9 protein-coding genes and 2 pseudogenes are annotated in these 14,754 nt (G+C 68.8%); 10 read left to right on the top strand and 1 reads right to left on the bottom strand.

Annotated features, from left to right (window positions below):
* The first annotated feature begins 185 nt into the window (after positions 1–185).
* From ABZ855_RS12570 to ABZ855_RS12525, 10 genes and pseudogenes are all read left to right on the top strand, one after another.
* Entirely contained in the window at positions 186–3,344 is a 3,159-nt protein-coding gene (locus ABZ855_RS12570; protein WP_360805254.1) for a DUF1349 domain-containing protein, read from the top strand.
* A 153-nt stretch (positions 3,345–3,497) separates the two neighbouring features.
* A pseudogene (locus ABZ855_RS12565) lies at positions 3,498–3,683 on the top strand (IS1380 family transposase); the annotation flags it as partial.
* A gap of 638 nt (positions 3,684–4,321) precedes the next feature.
* Positions 4,322–5,583 (top strand): annotated as a pseudogene (locus ABZ855_RS12560) (IS256 family transposase).
* On the top strand, positions 5,580–6,098 hold the full coding sequence (locus ABZ855_RS12555; protein ID WP_360805251.1) for a GNAT family N-acetyltransferase: 519 nt from the start codon (positions 5,580–5,582) through the stop codon (positions 6,096–6,098). Before ABZ855_RS12560 ends, ABZ855_RS12555 begins: the two are co-directional and overlap by 4 nt.
* 317 nt (positions 6,099–6,415) lie before the next feature.
* Complete coding sequence (locus ABZ855_RS12550; RefSeq protein WP_360805248.1) at positions 6,416–6,721, top strand: hypothetical protein; 306 nt, start codon at positions 6,416–6,418, stop codon at positions 6,719–6,721.
* A gap of 127 nt (positions 6,722–6,848) precedes the next feature.
* Positions 6,849–7,535: a transposase gene (locus ABZ855_RS12545; protein WP_360805245.1), complete on the top strand. Its 687-nt coding sequence runs from the start codon at positions 6,849–6,851 to the stop codon at positions 7,533–7,535.
* Between the two features lie 137 nt (positions 7,536–7,672).
* Positions 7,673–8,113, top strand: coding sequence for an Lrp/AsnC family transcriptional regulator (locus tag ABZ855_RS12540; protein ID WP_360805242.1), 441 nt, complete (start codon positions 7,673–7,675; stop codon positions 8,111–8,113).
* 76 nt (positions 8,114–8,189) lie between these two features.
* On the top strand, positions 8,190–11,171 hold the full coding sequence (locus ABZ855_RS12535) for an aminotransferase (protein WP_360805239.1): 2,982 nt from the start codon (positions 8,190–8,192) through the stop codon (positions 11,169–11,171).
* Between the two features lie 208 nt (positions 11,172–11,379).
* Positions 11,380–12,936, top strand: coding sequence for a hypothetical protein (locus tag ABZ855_RS12530; RefSeq protein ID WP_360805236.1), 1,557 nt, complete (start codon positions 11,380–11,382; stop codon positions 12,934–12,936).
* 115 nt (positions 12,937–13,051) lie between these two features.
* Positions 13,052–13,750 carry a ribosome-inactivating family protein gene (locus ABZ855_RS12525; protein WP_360805233.1) on the top strand — a complete coding sequence of 233 codons (699 nt, stop codon included), beginning with the start codon at positions 13,052–13,054 and terminating at the stop codon, positions 13,748–13,750.
* Here ABZ855_RS12525 and ABZ855_RS12520 read toward each other — a convergent pair.
* Entirely contained in the window at positions 13,686–14,684 is a 999-nt protein-coding gene (locus tag ABZ855_RS12520; protein ID WP_360805230.1) for an alpha/beta hydrolase, read from the bottom strand. The two genes, ABZ855_RS12525 and ABZ855_RS12520, sit on opposite strands and share 65 nt — an antisense overlap.
* Positions 14,685–14,754: the final 70 nt, after the last annotated feature.

The raw sequence follows: 14,754 nt of genomic DNA, 5'->3' as shown, positions 1-14,754 counted from the left end.
CCGAGCCGTCAGGCCGGGGGCGGGTTTCTTTGTAGTGCAGATCTATTTCTGCGGCACATATTGACAGCATACGTATGACGACTAACGTTACGTCGCCGTATCACCTCCGCAATCACCGCAGGGCCGTATTCCCCATGAGTGAGGACGTCCCGCGCGTGCCCTCTTGCACCATCGGAAGGTCTCAGATGCGCCCCACCCGCTCCCGCCCCGCAGTGCGTGACCGGCTCAGACCATGTCTGGCCGCACTCGCGCTTCTCACCGCCTCAGCCGGTGCTGTTGTCGCGCAGGCAGTGCCCGCGTCCGCCGCCACCTCCGCGACGCTCCATGTGTCCCCCAACGGCACCGGCACCGCCTGCTCGACCAGCCAGCCGTGCTCCCTCGCCCAGGCCCAGACCAACGTCCGGGCCATGAACAACTCCATGACGGGCGACATCGTCGTGGAGGTCGCCGACGGTACGTACCGGCTGACGGCCCCCCTCACCTTCACCGCGGCGGACTCCGGCACCGGCGGTTACTCAGTGATCTGGAAGGCCGCGCTGGGCGCCCGTCCGGTCATCACCGGCGCGCAGCGGGCCACGGGCTGGACGCTGAAGGACTCTGCGAAGAACATCTGGCAGGCCAGCGTCGGCACCGGGTTCGACACCCGGCAGCTGTACGTCGACGGCGTCCTGGCGACCAGGGCCCGTTCCACGGTCAGCCGCGCCGACCTGACCGCGACCACCAGCGGCTACACCTTCACCAACACCGCGCTGAACTACCTCAACAGCCTTGCGAACCCGGGCCGTACCGAGATCCACGGCATCGGATCCTTCACCGACCGCTACTCCCCGGTATCCGGCATCAGCAACGGCACCATCACCATGGATCAGCCGGCCTGGGACGACAACACCTTCGGCTACGACACCCTGACCAAGCCCTTCCGGTCGGCATCGCTGTACATCGAGAACGCCTACGAACTCCTCGACACGGCCGGCGAGTGGTACCTCGACACGAGCTCCGGCACCCTGTACTACAAGCCGCTCGCGGGACAGAACATGAGCACCGCGGACGTCGAGGTGCCGAAGCTGCCATCGCTCATCGACGTCGGGGGAAGCTATGCCTCTCCCGCCACCCACATCACGTTCTCGGGGCTCCAGTTCTCGGGCACCAGCTGGCTGGGCCCCAGTAGTGACGGCTACGCCAGCCAGCAGACCGGCGCGTACCTCACAGGTACGTGGGACCGTCCGTCGGACGCGCTGACCTCCTGCCAGGGCGGCTGTCCGCTCTTCGAGGCGACCCGCCCCCACTGGGACCAGATGCCGGCCGCCGTCCAGGTGTCGGCCGCCGACCACATCACCTTCACCGGCAACCGGTTCACCCAGCTCGGGCAGGTGGGCCTCGGCATCGGCCAGGACGCCAACGCCCACGCCAGCGGGGTCGGCCTCGGTGCCGACACCGTCACCGCCACCGGCAACGTCTTCACCCAGGACGCCGGCGGAGGCATCGTCGTCGGCGGGCTCCGGGCGGACGCGCATCACCCCAGTGACAGCCGGATGACCAACAAGAACATCACCCTGAGCAACAACGTCATTCACGACGTGGCCCTCGACTACCGGGACATGTCGGCCATCCTGGCCACCTACGTCAACGGCGCGACCATCTCGCACAACGAGGTGTACAACCTGCCCTACTCGGGGCTGACCATCGGTTACGGCTGGGGCACCAACGACCCGGGCGGCAGCCAGGACTACGTGAACCGCGGTCTGTACGACTACCAGCCCGTCTACACGACCCCCACCACCGCCGCGAACAACCACATCACCGACAACTACCTGCACGACATCATGCAGCAGATGAACGACGGCGGCTGCATGTACACCCTGTCTGCGTCGCCCGGCAGCACCTTCGAACGCAACTACTGCCACACCAACAACAACTACTACGGCTTTTACCACGACGAGGGATCCAGGAACTTCACGGACACCAACAACGTCTTCCGCAACGTGGGCCGGTGGTCCCAGCAGAACGGCTCATCCACCAACAACACCGGTGCCCTCACCTTCCAGGACAACTGGTCGACCACGTCCTCGACCAACGTCTTCAACGGCCAACGCGGCTATGTGGTGAGCGGCACGGTGATCGTCTCCGACGGCAACTGGCCCTCCGGCGCCCGCACGGTCATGGACAACGCGGGCATCCAGCCCCAGTACCGGCCCCTGACCACGGACCCTGTCACGGCCCCCTACAGCGGCTATTCCTCGACTCCCGCCATGACCGGCCAGAGCGGCGGTCGCTTCACCGTCACCGACGCGGGAGCCGACATCTGGGGCGCGGGCGGACAGCACGACGACGCCTACGGCACCGCCTACCTGGCGAACTCCGCTGTCGCCGGCACCTCGGTGACCGCACGGGTCGACAACATCGACAACACCAATGGCTGGGCCAAGGCGGGTGTCGTCCTGCGCAACAGCCTCACCGGCAACGGCTCTTCCCCGGGATACGCGGTCGCCACGGCGACCCCGAGCCACGGCGTGTGCTTCCAGTGGGACTCCACCGCGGACGGCTACCTGGACCAGATGTCGTGCACGTCCTCGACGGTCAAGGCGCCGGTGTGGGTACGGCTCGCCCGCACGGCCACCCAGGTGTCCGCCTTCTATTCCACCGACGGATCCAACTTCACGCAGGTCGGATCGGCGGTCACCCTGCCGTCCATGGCCGCCGCTCAGGACGCCGGTGTCATCCACAGCGCCCACAGCACCACCGTCGGCAGCGCGGCCTTCAGCAACCTACGGATCGTCACCTCCCCCTTCAAGGCCTACGGCTCCATCCCGGCCGCGGTGGGCCAGAGCCAGGGAGTGACCTCCCTGACCAGTGCGGGCATCGACACATGGGCCTCGAGCACGCAACACGACGACGACTACTCCGCGGCCTACCAGTCCGACGTGGCGGGAACGTCGTCGACCGTCACCGTTCATGTCGACAGCCAGGACAACACCAATATCTGGGGCAAGGCCGGCCTGATGCTGCGCAACGACATCACCGGCACTGCCTCCTCCACCGGATACCTCGTCCTGGCCGCCACACCGAGCAAGGGCGTCACGATGTCGTGGGACTCCAACAGTGACGGCTACCTCGACGCCGGCACCACCAAGACCGGCAGCGCCGCCGTCGCTCCGGTCTGGCTCCGCCTGGTCAGGAGCGGCGACTCGGTCACCGGCTCCTACTCCGCCAACGGGACCAGCTGGACCACGGTGGGTACGGCGACGCTGACCGGTGCCAACAGCACCGAGGACGCGGGGGTGTTCTTCAACGCTCACACCGGAGCACCCGGCACCGCGAAGTTCAGCCAGTTCTCCGTGAGCTGACGAAGCAGTTCGGGTAACAGTCTCCGGGTTGTGGTGCGGTTGCCGCACCACAACCCGGAGATCCGTCATGGCCGTGCCCAACTCTGCGCGGCAACGAAACCTCAACGCCCGCGGCAACGGAAGCAGAATGCCACCGATGACATCGAAGCCACCCGGCTCGCGTCGAGGCAGCTGCCGAAGGGAAGTGCCGGCGCGGACGGCAGACGCTGATCCGCACCGACTCGGGTGGCGGCACTCACGAGTTCGTCGACTGGCTGTCCGCCCGCGGCCGGTGGCTGTTCTGCTCGGTGGGACGGTATGACCATCACCGATGCCATCCACGAGGCAGTCTTAAGCGCTTGCCCTGGACCCGCTGGACGCCCCTGGACCGTCGGTACGACCTGTGCCATGTCGTACCGCAGGACTCGCACGCCAACATCACAGATCACGGACCAAGATCCGGACCAGGTGCGGACCAAGTCGGCTCAGCAGCAGACGATTCCACCCTTTGTCGCAGGTCAGAGGCGACGGTGAGTGTGTACCACCAACAGACGAAGAATCTCCTGGTGTCGTACTCGCCGAAGAAGCTGGGCTTCTTCTAAAGGCACGAAAAAAGGCGCCTGACCTGGTCTTTCACCAGTCAGGCGCCCTCTTACTCAACCTACTCTCGAGCGAGCCCGGCTTGCGTGTTCACTACCAATTCCTCCCACTACTGCACCCCTCCTGACCAGAGCTTCCGGACCAGTCACGGGCCATACCCCCGGATCAGCCCTCGGCCGTGTCGCGTTTGCCGCGCGAAGCTTGAGCGGGTGCACCTCGTGCACCTCACCGCCGTCGGTCCGCTCCTTGCCGACGTGACAACCCCGCCCGCGAGTTGAGCATCTTTCATCCAGTCTTCGGCAAGTGGCACTGCTCGACCCCAAGAGAGCAATGCTCAATACCTGTGGATCATCCCTGACGAAAGGAGGCGTACTTCCCGATGGATCGATCGATAGGTCATCGAGCTAGGCCGACGTTGCCGCGTCGGTCGGGAAGGCACGCCCGTGCTTACGCTGTTGGATGAGATTGTCCGGGAAGGCGCACGGCGCATGCCGGCCGCCGCGCTGGAGGCCGAAGTCAACTCCTACATAGGCGAGTTGGCTCACGAGCGCGACGCCAGGGGGCGCTACCTGGTGGTCCGCGACGGCTATCACCAGCCCCGGCAGGTCACCACTACTGCCGGCGTGGTGGGGGTAAAGGCCCTGCGGGTGAACGACAAGCGCGTCGACGAACAGGCCGGCGAGCGCAGGCGCTTCTCGTCCGCGATCCTGCCGCCGTGGTGCCGCAAGTCGCCGAAGATCAGCGAGGTGCTGCCCTGCTCTACTTGCACGGCCTGTCCTCTGGCGACTTCGTGCCCGCCCTGGAGCAGTTCCTCGGCTCCTCCGCCGGGCTGTCGGCGGCGACGGTCACCCGGCTGACGACGCAGTGGCAGTCCGACCACGCCGCCTTCATGGACCGCGACCTGTCGGAGGGCGACTACGTCTACGTGTGGGCCGACGGCATCCACCTCAACGTCCGTCTGGAGGAGGCCAAGGCGTGCGTCCTGGTGCTCATCGGGGTCCGCGCCGACGGTTCCAAGGAATTCGTCGCCCTCAAGGACGGCTACCGAGAATCTGGCGCGTCGTGGGCTGACCTGCTGCGGGACTGCGCCCGCCGGGGCATGCGCGCCCCGGTCCTCGCGGTCGGCGACGACGCCCTGGGCTTCTGGAAGGCCCTTGCGGAGGTGTTCCCCGAAACCCACGAACAGAGGTGCTGGGTTCACAAAACGGCCAACGTCCTCGACTCCATGCCGAAGTCCGCGCAGCCGGGCGCGAAGAAGGCCATCCAGGACATCACAGGCGCCGAGGACCGCGACCACGCCGAGGCGGCGATCAAGACATTCGCCCAGCTCTACGGCGCGAAGTTCCCCAAGGCGGTCAAGAAGATCACCGACGGCCAGGAGCAGCTGCCGGCGTTCTCTGGTTTCCCGGCCGAGCACTGGATCCACCTGCGGACCACGAACCCCGTTGAGCCGACCTTCTCCACCGTCCGGCTGCGGACCAAGGTCACCCGCGGCGCCGGCTCCCGCACCGCCGCCCTGGCCATGGTCTTCAAACTCGTCGAGTCCGCCCGGCAACGGTGGCGGGCCGTGGACGCACCCCACCTCGTCGCCCTCGTCCGCGCCGGAGCCCGCTTCGAACGCGGCCAGCTCGTCGAACGCCCCGAGGCGGCCGCGGCGTGAGCCCCGTCGCGGCCCAGGCCATCAGCACCGGGCGGCTGGACCTGCTGCCGCTGCACGTCGAGCACGCCGAGGAGATGGCTTCCGTGCTGTCCGACCCGGCCCTGCACACCTTCATCGGCGGCACCCCGGACACCCCGCAAGCCCTGCGCGCCCGCTACCAGCGCGTGACGGCAGGCTCTCCCGATCCGGCCGTGTCCTGGCTGAACTGGGTGATCCGGCTCCGTGATGAGTCCTGCCTGACGGGCACAGTCCAGGCGACGGTCAGTTTCTCCGGCCACGGCCCCATCGCCGAGATCGCCTGGGTGGTGGGAACCCCGTGGCAGGGACGAGGCATCGCCACCGAAGCAGCCCAAGGACTCGTCGACTGGCTCAACCAGCAGCCGGTGCACACCGTAATCGCCCACATCCACCCCAAGCATCGGGCATCCGCTGCCGTCGCCACTGCCGCCGGGCTCACACCGACCGACGAATGGCACGAAGGCGAGATCAGATGGCACCGGAGCATCAGACGATAACTTCACCGATCCACAGGTCTTGACTACGTCTTGACTACTACTCACCCGAAGATGGATGACCTCAGCAGGCCGCATAGCCGCGAAGTACACGCAGCCGAAGAACGCTTCGAGATGAGGACCCCGCCCCAGCTGACGAGCGACGGCCTCGAGCAGCCGAAGCACCTGGGCCGGATTGAGAACGGCGGCAGGATGGAGCGCATCGGGCCGTACCCAGCTGTCCGAACCCCCTCGGCGGTGTGGGGACTTGTCGGCGGCCGCAAAATGGCTGGTCACGGGTGCGGCCTGTGCAGGACCCTGAGCGTATGCCTCGACGTCTGATGTTCGTGCAGTTGAAGACTGGTTACAACACCGACCGCGGACCCTCGTGGATCGGGTGGGTGGACTTCTCGAAGACCTGGAGTACCGCGTACTTTCACGGCAGGACACTGCGTCGGGCACCGGGGATGTCCGATGCGAACTTCTACGACGTGCAGACCGACCAGGAGTTCTGGGTCTCCGGGCCGAAACGGGACCGCACCGACACCCGCTACGGCCCGGGCAACCCTGAAATCGAGCCGGGCGCCGTCGCGAGCTATGAAGCCTTCCTGGACGGCGCGCCCCTGCCGGGCCGGGAAAACGGCTGACCCCGGGCCTTGCGAACGGCCTCCTCCGGGCCTTGATCAGACGCGTGTTCGTGTCGAGGGCGGCGGCCGTGGGGTGGTCTCGCGGGCCGGGTCGCTGCCGCTGGTCGATACGATCCTCAAGTCCGGCTTGGACACCGCGAGATCGGCAGCGCCTGCGCGCGCCGAGCTGACCGTGCTGACCGACTTCGACCAGGACCTCGCGGCCGAGGCCATCTACGGATCCCCGGCCGCCCCGCGCAAAGCCGGCCGCCACAGACTCGTCGAACTGATCCGCCCGAAGGCCCCGCGCATGGCCACCCGGCTGATCGACGACGTCTTCGACGCCCTCGACGAGCAGACCGTCGTCGTCCCCGGCACCGGCACCGGCACCGGCACCGGCACCCTGGACATCGTGATCCCTTCCCTGGCCTGCCGGCTCACCGCCGTCCACACCCAGCGCCGGGCGACGGAAGCCCAGATCAAAGCCCTGCTGGAGGCCCACCCTCTTTCCCCGGTCCTGACGTCGATGCCCGGCGTTGGCGTCGGGACCGCCGCCGTCCTGCTGGTCACCGTCGGCGACGGCACCGGCTTCCCGAGCGCCGCCCACCTCGCCCCCCACGCCGGACTCGCCCCACCACTAAGTCGTCGGGCACCTCGATCCACGGCGAACACGCGCCCCGAGGCGGCAACCGCCAGCCCAACGCGCCATGTTCTTCTCCGCCTTCGCCTGCATGAACGCCGATCCCGCCTCCCGCACCTACTACGACAAGCAACGCAGCCGCGGCAAACCCACACCCAGGCCCTCCTCCGCCTCGCCCGCCAACGGGGTGCTTGACGAAGGACATAGAGGCACCCCCAACCCCCGCGCGCATGATTCGACTTTCGGAACACGCGTTTCGAGTGTTCCAGGAAGCTATTGCGCACGATTCCATCGCGTGGTTTGCTGCTTGCGCACATCGGGAGGTGCGGACTGTGGACGAAATCGACGGGGCGATCCTTCGGGAGTTGCAGGCGGACGGGCGGATCCCGTACGCCGACCTCGGGCCGAAGGTCGGGCTGTCGCCCTCGGCCGCGCGCCAGCGGCTGCAGCGGATGATCGACGCCAAGGTGGTGCAGGTCGTCGGGGTCACCGACCCGATGAGCATGGGCGGGCAGGCCATGGCCCTGCTCGGCCTGCGCGTGGACGGTGATTCCCGTGCGGTGGCCGACGAGCTCTCCCGCCATGACGAGGTCGTCTACGCCGTGCTCACTTCCGGCACCTTCGACCTGTTCGTGGAGGTCGTGTGCCGCCGTCCGCCTGACCTGCTGGACTTCGTCAACGACGTCGTGCGCCCCGTCGAGGGCGTCGCGGCGGTGGAGAGCTTCCCGTACTTCGGGATCCACACCCACCGCTTCCTGTGGGACGTCAGCTGAGGACGTCGGCCCGATGTCACGAGTGGCCGGCCGTCACACGTTCATCCCCTCCCCTTCCAGCAGCCGAGGATCCGGCATGACGTACGACAAGTGGCCCACCGTCGATTTCTTCACCCACGAGGCCCTGCCGTCCCCGCAGTTGACGGCCGACGAGGCCGGCCGGATCGCCGCCGAGCACTTCGGTCTCACGGTCCGGGCCGAGTCACTGGGCAGCCAGCAGGACGCCAACTTCCTGCTGACCGCGGAGGGGACGCCGGTAGCGGTTCTCAAGATCGCGAACCCCGCTTTCACCGCGACCGAGATCGACGCCCAGGACATGGCCGCCGACCTGATCGCCGGCAGCCGGCCCGGCCTGCGCCTGGCGACCGTACTGCGCGACCCAGAGGGCCATCGCCGGATCGCACTCGTACCGACCGACGGCGGCCCGGTCACCGCCCGCCTTCTGCGGTTCCTGCCCGGTGGGACACTCTCGGGTCCACGCCATCTGTCGCCCCGGACGGTTGCGGCCATGGGCCGCGTCGCGGGCCAGGTGAGCACCGCCCTCCGGTCCTTCGAGCATCCGGGGCTGGAGCGGGTCCTGCAGTGGGACCCCCGCCACGCCGACCGAGTGGTCGCACGACTCCTGGGCCACGTCGCAGAGGCCGAGCGCAGGTCTGCCGTACTGGCCGCGACCACGAATGCCTGGGCCGCGGTGGTGGAGGTCGCCGACCGGCTCCCTCGCCAGGCCGTGCATCTGGACCTCACCGACGACAACCTGGTCCGCTCACCCGACAGCACCCTGCCGCTGCCCGACGGGATCATCGACCTCGGTGACCTGACGGACAGTTGGGCCGTGTGCGAGCTGGCTGTATCGCTGTCCTCGGTTCTCCACCACGACGGCGTGGAACCGCACAACGTCCTGCCCGCAGTCCGCGCCTTCCACGAGATACGCCCGCTCTCCACCTCCGAGGTCGCCGCTCTGTGGCCCCTGGTCGTACTCCGGGCGGCCACCCTGGTCGTCAGCGGCCGCCACCAGGCCGCCATCGACGGCGACAACGCCTACGTCCACGCCGCCCTCGACCGGGAGTGGCGCATCTTCCAGCAGGCCACCGCCGTACCGACCGCGGTGATGACCCGCCTGATCGCCGAGACGCTCGGCCTGACCCACCATCGGATCACCCCGGCAGAGCCCGCACGTCCTGTCCTGGCCGGACTGGACCCCGCGGGTGTCGCAGTGCTCGACCTGTCCGTCGGGTCCGACACCACGGACCACGGCGCCTGGCTGGCCGAAGCAGCCGACGACCACCTCGCGGCTGCCCTGCTCTCCGAGGGCGCTGCCACCGTCGCCACCCACTACGGCCAGGCGCGGCTCACCGCGGCCACGGCCCTGTCCACCACCTCACCCGCCACCATCGCCACCGGCGTCGACCTGTGGCTCAACGGGCCAGCCGTCCTGCAGGCGCCCGGCGACGGCGAGGTGCTCGCGGCAGCTCCCGGCCACGCGGCCGTCACGTTCGGCCCCCACGTACTGCACCTGTCCTTCCCCGACACTGTCGACGCCGTCGACCCCGTCCCGCCCATTGGCACACCCTTGCGCGCAGGCGAACCACTGGTCGCCCTGCCCGCAGGCGCCCGTGTCCACGTCTCGCTCCAGGAGCCCGGCGCGCCCACGGTCCCGGCGCTGGTGCGGCCCGAGTACGCCGCCGGCTGGCTCGCGCTCACCGCCGATCCCACCCCGCTCATCGGGCTGCCCGCCGCCGTCAACGCACCGGACGGCGACCTGCTCGCGCGGCGCGACGCCGTATTCGCCACGGTCCAGGAGCACTACTACGACAACCCGCCGCGCATCGAACGCGGCTGGCGGCACCACCTGGTCTCCACCGAGGGCCGCTCATATCTGGACATGGTCAACAACGTCACCCCGCTCGGCCACGCCCACCCCCGCATCGAACAGGCGATCTCGCGGCAAGTGCGCAAGCTCAACACCAACTCCCGCTTCCACTACGCCGCCGTCGTGGAATTCACCGAGCGTCTCGCCGCACTGCTGCCCGACCCGCTGGACACCGTGTTCCTGGTCAACTCGGGCTCCGAGGCGGTCGACCTGGCGATTCGGCTCGCCATCGGCGCGACCGGGCAGCACGACGTCGTCGCCCTGCGCGAGGCGTACCACGGCTGGACCTACGCCTCCGACGCCGTCTCCACCTCCCTCCAGGACAACCCCAACGCACTCGCCACCCGCCCGCGCTGGGTCCACACCGTCGACTCGCCCAACTCCTACCGGGGGCGTTGGCGCGACGAACAGGCCGGCAACTACGCCCCCGAGGCCGTCCAGGTGATCGACAGGATGGCCGCCTCCGGTCACCCGGCGGGCGCCTTCCTCAGTGAGTCCTACTACGGCAACGCCGGCGGCGTCGCGCTGCCCGACGGCTACCTCCAGCAGGTGTACGCGGCGGTGCGCCGGCACGGGGGACTCGCCGTCGCCGACGAGATCCAAGTCGGCTACGGCCGCCTGGGCAACTGGTTCTGGGGCTTCGAGCAGCAGCAGGTCGTCCCCGACGTCGTCTGTGTCGCCAAGGCCATGGGCAACGGCCATCCCCTCGGTGCCGTCATCACCACCCGCGCCATCGCCGACCGCTATCGCGACCAGGGCTACTTCTTCTCCTCCACCGGCGGCAGCCCCGTCTCCAGCATCGCCGGCCTCACCGTCCTGGACACCCTCCGGGACGAGGACCTCCAAGGCAACGCCCTGCGCACCGGCGCCCGGCTCAAGGCAGGGCTCCAGGCTCTCGCGCCCCGCCACGGAATCATCGGCGCCGTCCACGGCTCCGGCCTCTACCTCGGTCTCGAACTCGTCCGCGACCGCACCACTCTGGAACCCGCCACCGAAGAAACCGCCGAACTCTGCGACCGCATGCTCGACCTCGGTGTCATCGTCCAGCCCACCGGCGACCACCTCAACATCCTCAAGATCAAGCCGCCGTTGTGCATCGACCCCACCGCCGTCGACTTCTTCACCCACACCCTCGACCGCGCCCTCACCGAGCTCGGCCACGACGGCACAAGTGAGCACACCCCCTGAGCGACACCGGAGCTCCTCGCTTCCGCATCGGGGCCGGTCAGCCACATGAACACTTTGTGTGACCAGCGCCAGAGGCGGGTCCCCCGACCGAGAACCGTCCACAAGATTACCTGACCTGGTAAAAGGAGGGTGCCAAACAACTTTCCCGTTGCCAGTTTCGGTGCGACAAGGCCGGATCTCGGCACTCTGAGTCACCGAGGAAAAGCGTATGTCCTCCCCCGAGGCAATGACGATCTCCGCGTCGGAAACGCAGCAGCCACCACCCGGCCAGGCCGACGGGCCGGGTCGGATGAACACTGATCGCACAGTGGTCTCGGCGCAGCGGAGGCTGTGGATCGTGGCCGCCGGGTTCTGTCTGCTGTCGGCCGTCCTCGTGCCGCTCACGCTGCGGCTCGGCTGGGACGAGCTCGTGTACGCCGGCCGCTTCGGACCGTACGCTCCCGCGACCCCTTTCAGCGCCCCGCGTACCCGCGGCGTCCCCCTGCTGCTTGCTCCGATCGCCTTGTGGAGCAACTCGACGGTGCTGCTCAGGGTGTGGCTGCTTGTGCTGGCCGGCGGAGCACTCTGGCTGGGATTCCAGCCCTGGCTGCGGATCGTGCGTCGCCCGGCGGCGGTGTGGGTGGCGGCCGGGCTGTACGGCAGCCTGTGGATCACCTTGTTCTACGCCGGTTCCGCGATGCCCAACCACTACACCGCGATGGGTGCCACCGCCGCGGTGGGCTGTTTCCTCGTGCCACGCCCCCGGTACGCGGGTGTCGCGGCAGGCCTGGCGGTGGTGACCCTGATGCGACCCAATGACGGTGTGGCCGTCGCCGTGCCACTGCTCCTGGCAGCCCTGTTGATGCCCACCCTGCGTGGCCACGGCCGCCTCCGGGGGCGTCTGTCGGCCGTGGCGGCCGGACTTGTGGCGGGTGCGCTGCCATGGATCGTCGAGGCGGAGGTGCGGTTCGACGGAGTGCGGAACCGGCTCGCGGAGGCCGACGAGGTCCAGGGCGGCCTGCGGGCCGTCTTCACCCTGGGCGCCCATCTCACCGCGCTGGACGGACCGCTGCTGTGTCGCCCCTGCACGGGCGACAGCGTACGGCTGCCCGCGACGGAGTGGTGGGTGCTGCTGCCACTGCTGGTCGGCCTGGGACTGTGGGCGGAGCGCCGGGCGCGCCGGTCCACCGCACCCCTGTGGCCGGCGGTGGCGGTCGCGGTGGCCGCGGCGGCGCCGTATCTCTTCCTCGTCCCCTACGCCGCGCCACGGTTCCTGCTGCCGGCGTACGCCCTGCTGGCGCTCCCCGCCGCTGTCGGGCTCCTCGCCGTCGTCCACCGGGCCCGCACCCGCCGCTCGCTGCCGACAGCCGGGGTGCTCACCCTGGCACTCCTCGGACATGTGGGCATCCAGATCGATCTCGTCCACACCCATGCGAGCATCCAGCAGCGGGCCCGCGGCGACTGGAAGAGGATCGCCGCCGTGCTGCGCGAACACGGGGTACACCCGCCATGTGTCCTCGCAGGGAACACCTCGACGATTCCCATCGCCCACACCGCGGGCTGCACTGTCTCGGAGACGGTATCCCCGGCGCGACCCGGTGCGCTGGTCCTCCGCATGGGGAAGCCACCGCGCTGGGCGCGCGACTGGCAACGTTTCCCGGTGCCGAACTCCTACAGCCCCGGATGGACGGTCGTCGTTCCACGACAGCCGACCGTGCGCCCCGGGACCGCAGGGCGGGCCGACATCGAGTGGGAGAACCCAGCATTCTCACATTCGGACAAATAGTCTCTAAACCGGCTTCTGTCTTTGCATGCGGCGGCAACAGGGGCCTGCCGAACAACCTTTCGGCGGTGAATGTCGGTCGTGACGTCCCAGCGCGTCGAACATCCCGGAGCACTCCATGCCCACCAGCGTCCTCATCACGGTCACCTTGTCCGTCCTGCTCGGATTCCTGGTGATGGCGCTGCCGACCGGGGGTGCCGAGACCGCCGCCGGCGAGAAACGCGTCGACTTCCCGCAGGTCCGCTGGGACATCAACCGCGGCTCGGACACCTATCGGACAATGCTCGACCACCTGCGGAACCTCGCCGAGGCCTCGGCCGACGGGAGCGGTTTCGCCGACATCGTGATCAGCGGCGGCGACACCTTCCCGACTCTGCACGCGATCGTCCGGCTCAGCGACTTCCGCGTCGTGCGGTTCTTCTCCAGCGACACCCCGCGCGACTTCGCCCTGAACCTCGTCTCCGACGTCCCCGGCAAGGAGGACGCCACCGACGACAACTGGTTTCTCGGCAGGCAGGGCTACGACGCTCTCGCCCGCGTCGCGAACCAGTCGCTGACCGCCGTCGACCTGAGTGGGTCCGGCCTCGAGGAGAGCCTCCGGGACCTCGGCGTCCGCGGTACCGACCGCACCGACCGCACCACCCAGGCGCGCGGCATGCTGCGCTTCGTCATCGCCATCACCGAGGCCTCCCAGTTCCGCCCCATCGCCCACCACATCATGAAGGGCATGGACAGCGGGTCCGACGTCTTCCTCACCGCCCAGCAGGTCGGTCTGATGCGATCCGGCCGGTGGCCCCGAAGGCCGTGCGCAAGGTGAGGATCGCCTGGTTGATCGCGGCCTCGGCGGCGTGGGTCTCGCGCAACGCGTTGAGCATCACGAAGTCGTGGATGATGCCCTGGTAGCGGACCGCGGTGACGGGTACGCCGGCCTGGCGGAGCTTGTTGGCGTAGGCCTCGCCCTCGTCGCGCAGGACGTCGGCCTCGGCAGTGATCACGAGGGCCGGGGGCAGCTCGCGCAGCTGCTCGACGGAGGCGCGCAGAGGGCTCGCGGTGATCTCGTCGCGCTGCTTCTCGTCGGACGTGTACTGGTCCCAGAACCACTGCATGGCGTCGCGCCGCAGGAAGTAGCCCTCGGCGAACTGGTGGTAGGAGGGCGTGTCGAAGGCCGCGTCGGTAACCGGGTAGAACAGCACCTGCTGAACCAGTGGGACGTCGCCCCGCTCCTTGGCCATGAGCGTGAGCGCGGCGCTCATATTGCCGCCGACCGAGTCACCGGCCACGGCGATACGGGTGGCGTCGAGGCCCTTTGCGGCTCCGTCGGTGACGATCCAGCGGGCGACCGCGTAGTTCTGCTCGACGGCGACCGGGTAGCGGGCCTCGGGCGAGAGGTCGTACTCGGGGAAGACCACGGCCGCGCCCGCGCCGACGGCGAGTTCACGCACCAGGCGGTCGTGGGTGTGCGCGTTGCCGAAGACCCAGCCCGCGCCATGGATGTAGAGGATCACCGGGAGAGTGCCGGCGGCTCCGGCGGGGCGGACGACGCGGGCGCGGACCTGACCGGTCGGTCCCCCGGAGACGGTGACCCACTCCTCGTCGACGTCCGGCTTGGCGATGTCACCGGACTGGACCTCGTCGACGGTCTTGCGTCCCTCGACCGGACCGAGGTCGAACAGGTACGGCGGGTTCGCGGTGGCCTCGGCGAAGGACTGGGCGGCGGGTTCGAGCACGGGACGTGCGTTGGTGTCGGTCATGGCGACCTCCTGGAGTGCGGGTGCCGCGGAGCACTCCCGACGGTAGTCCCGGTCGGAAGCGGTGGCACGA

Source organism: Streptomyces sp. NPDC047042 (genome assembly GCF_040644035.1).
In the GTDB taxonomy this organism is placed as follows: domain Bacteria; phylum Actinomycetota; class Actinomycetes; order Streptomycetales; family Streptomycetaceae; genus Streptomyces.
Note: the sequence above shows the minus strand (reverse complement) of the source record. Positions and strands in the feature narration are given on the sequence as shown.

Excerpts from the sequence above, each read along its gene's own strand:
- ABZ855_RS12570 (WP_360805254.1), top strand. The coding sequence starts at position 186 with ATGCGCCCCACCCGCTCCCGCCCCGCAGTGCGTGACCGGCTCAGACCA.
- ABZ855_RS12550 (WP_360805248.1), top strand. The coding sequence starts at position 6,416 with ATGTTCGTGCAGTTGAAGACTGGTTACAACACCGACCGCGGACCCTCG.
- ABZ855_RS12535 (WP_360805239.1), top strand. The coding sequence starts at position 8,190 with ATGACGTACGACAAGTGGCCCACCGTCGATTTCTTCACCCACGAGGCC.
- ABZ855_RS12530 (WP_360805236.1), top strand. The coding sequence starts at position 11,380 with ATGTCCTCCCCCGAGGCAATGACGATCTCCGCGTCGGAAACGCAGCAG.
- ABZ855_RS12525 (WP_360805233.1), top strand. The coding sequence starts at position 13,052 with ATGCCCACCAGCGTCCTCATCACGGTCACCTTGTCCGTCCTGCTCGGA.
- ABZ855_RS12520 (WP_360805230.1), bottom strand. The coding sequence starts at position 14,684 with ATGACCGACACCAACGCACGTCCCGTGCTCGAACCCGCCGCCCAGTCC.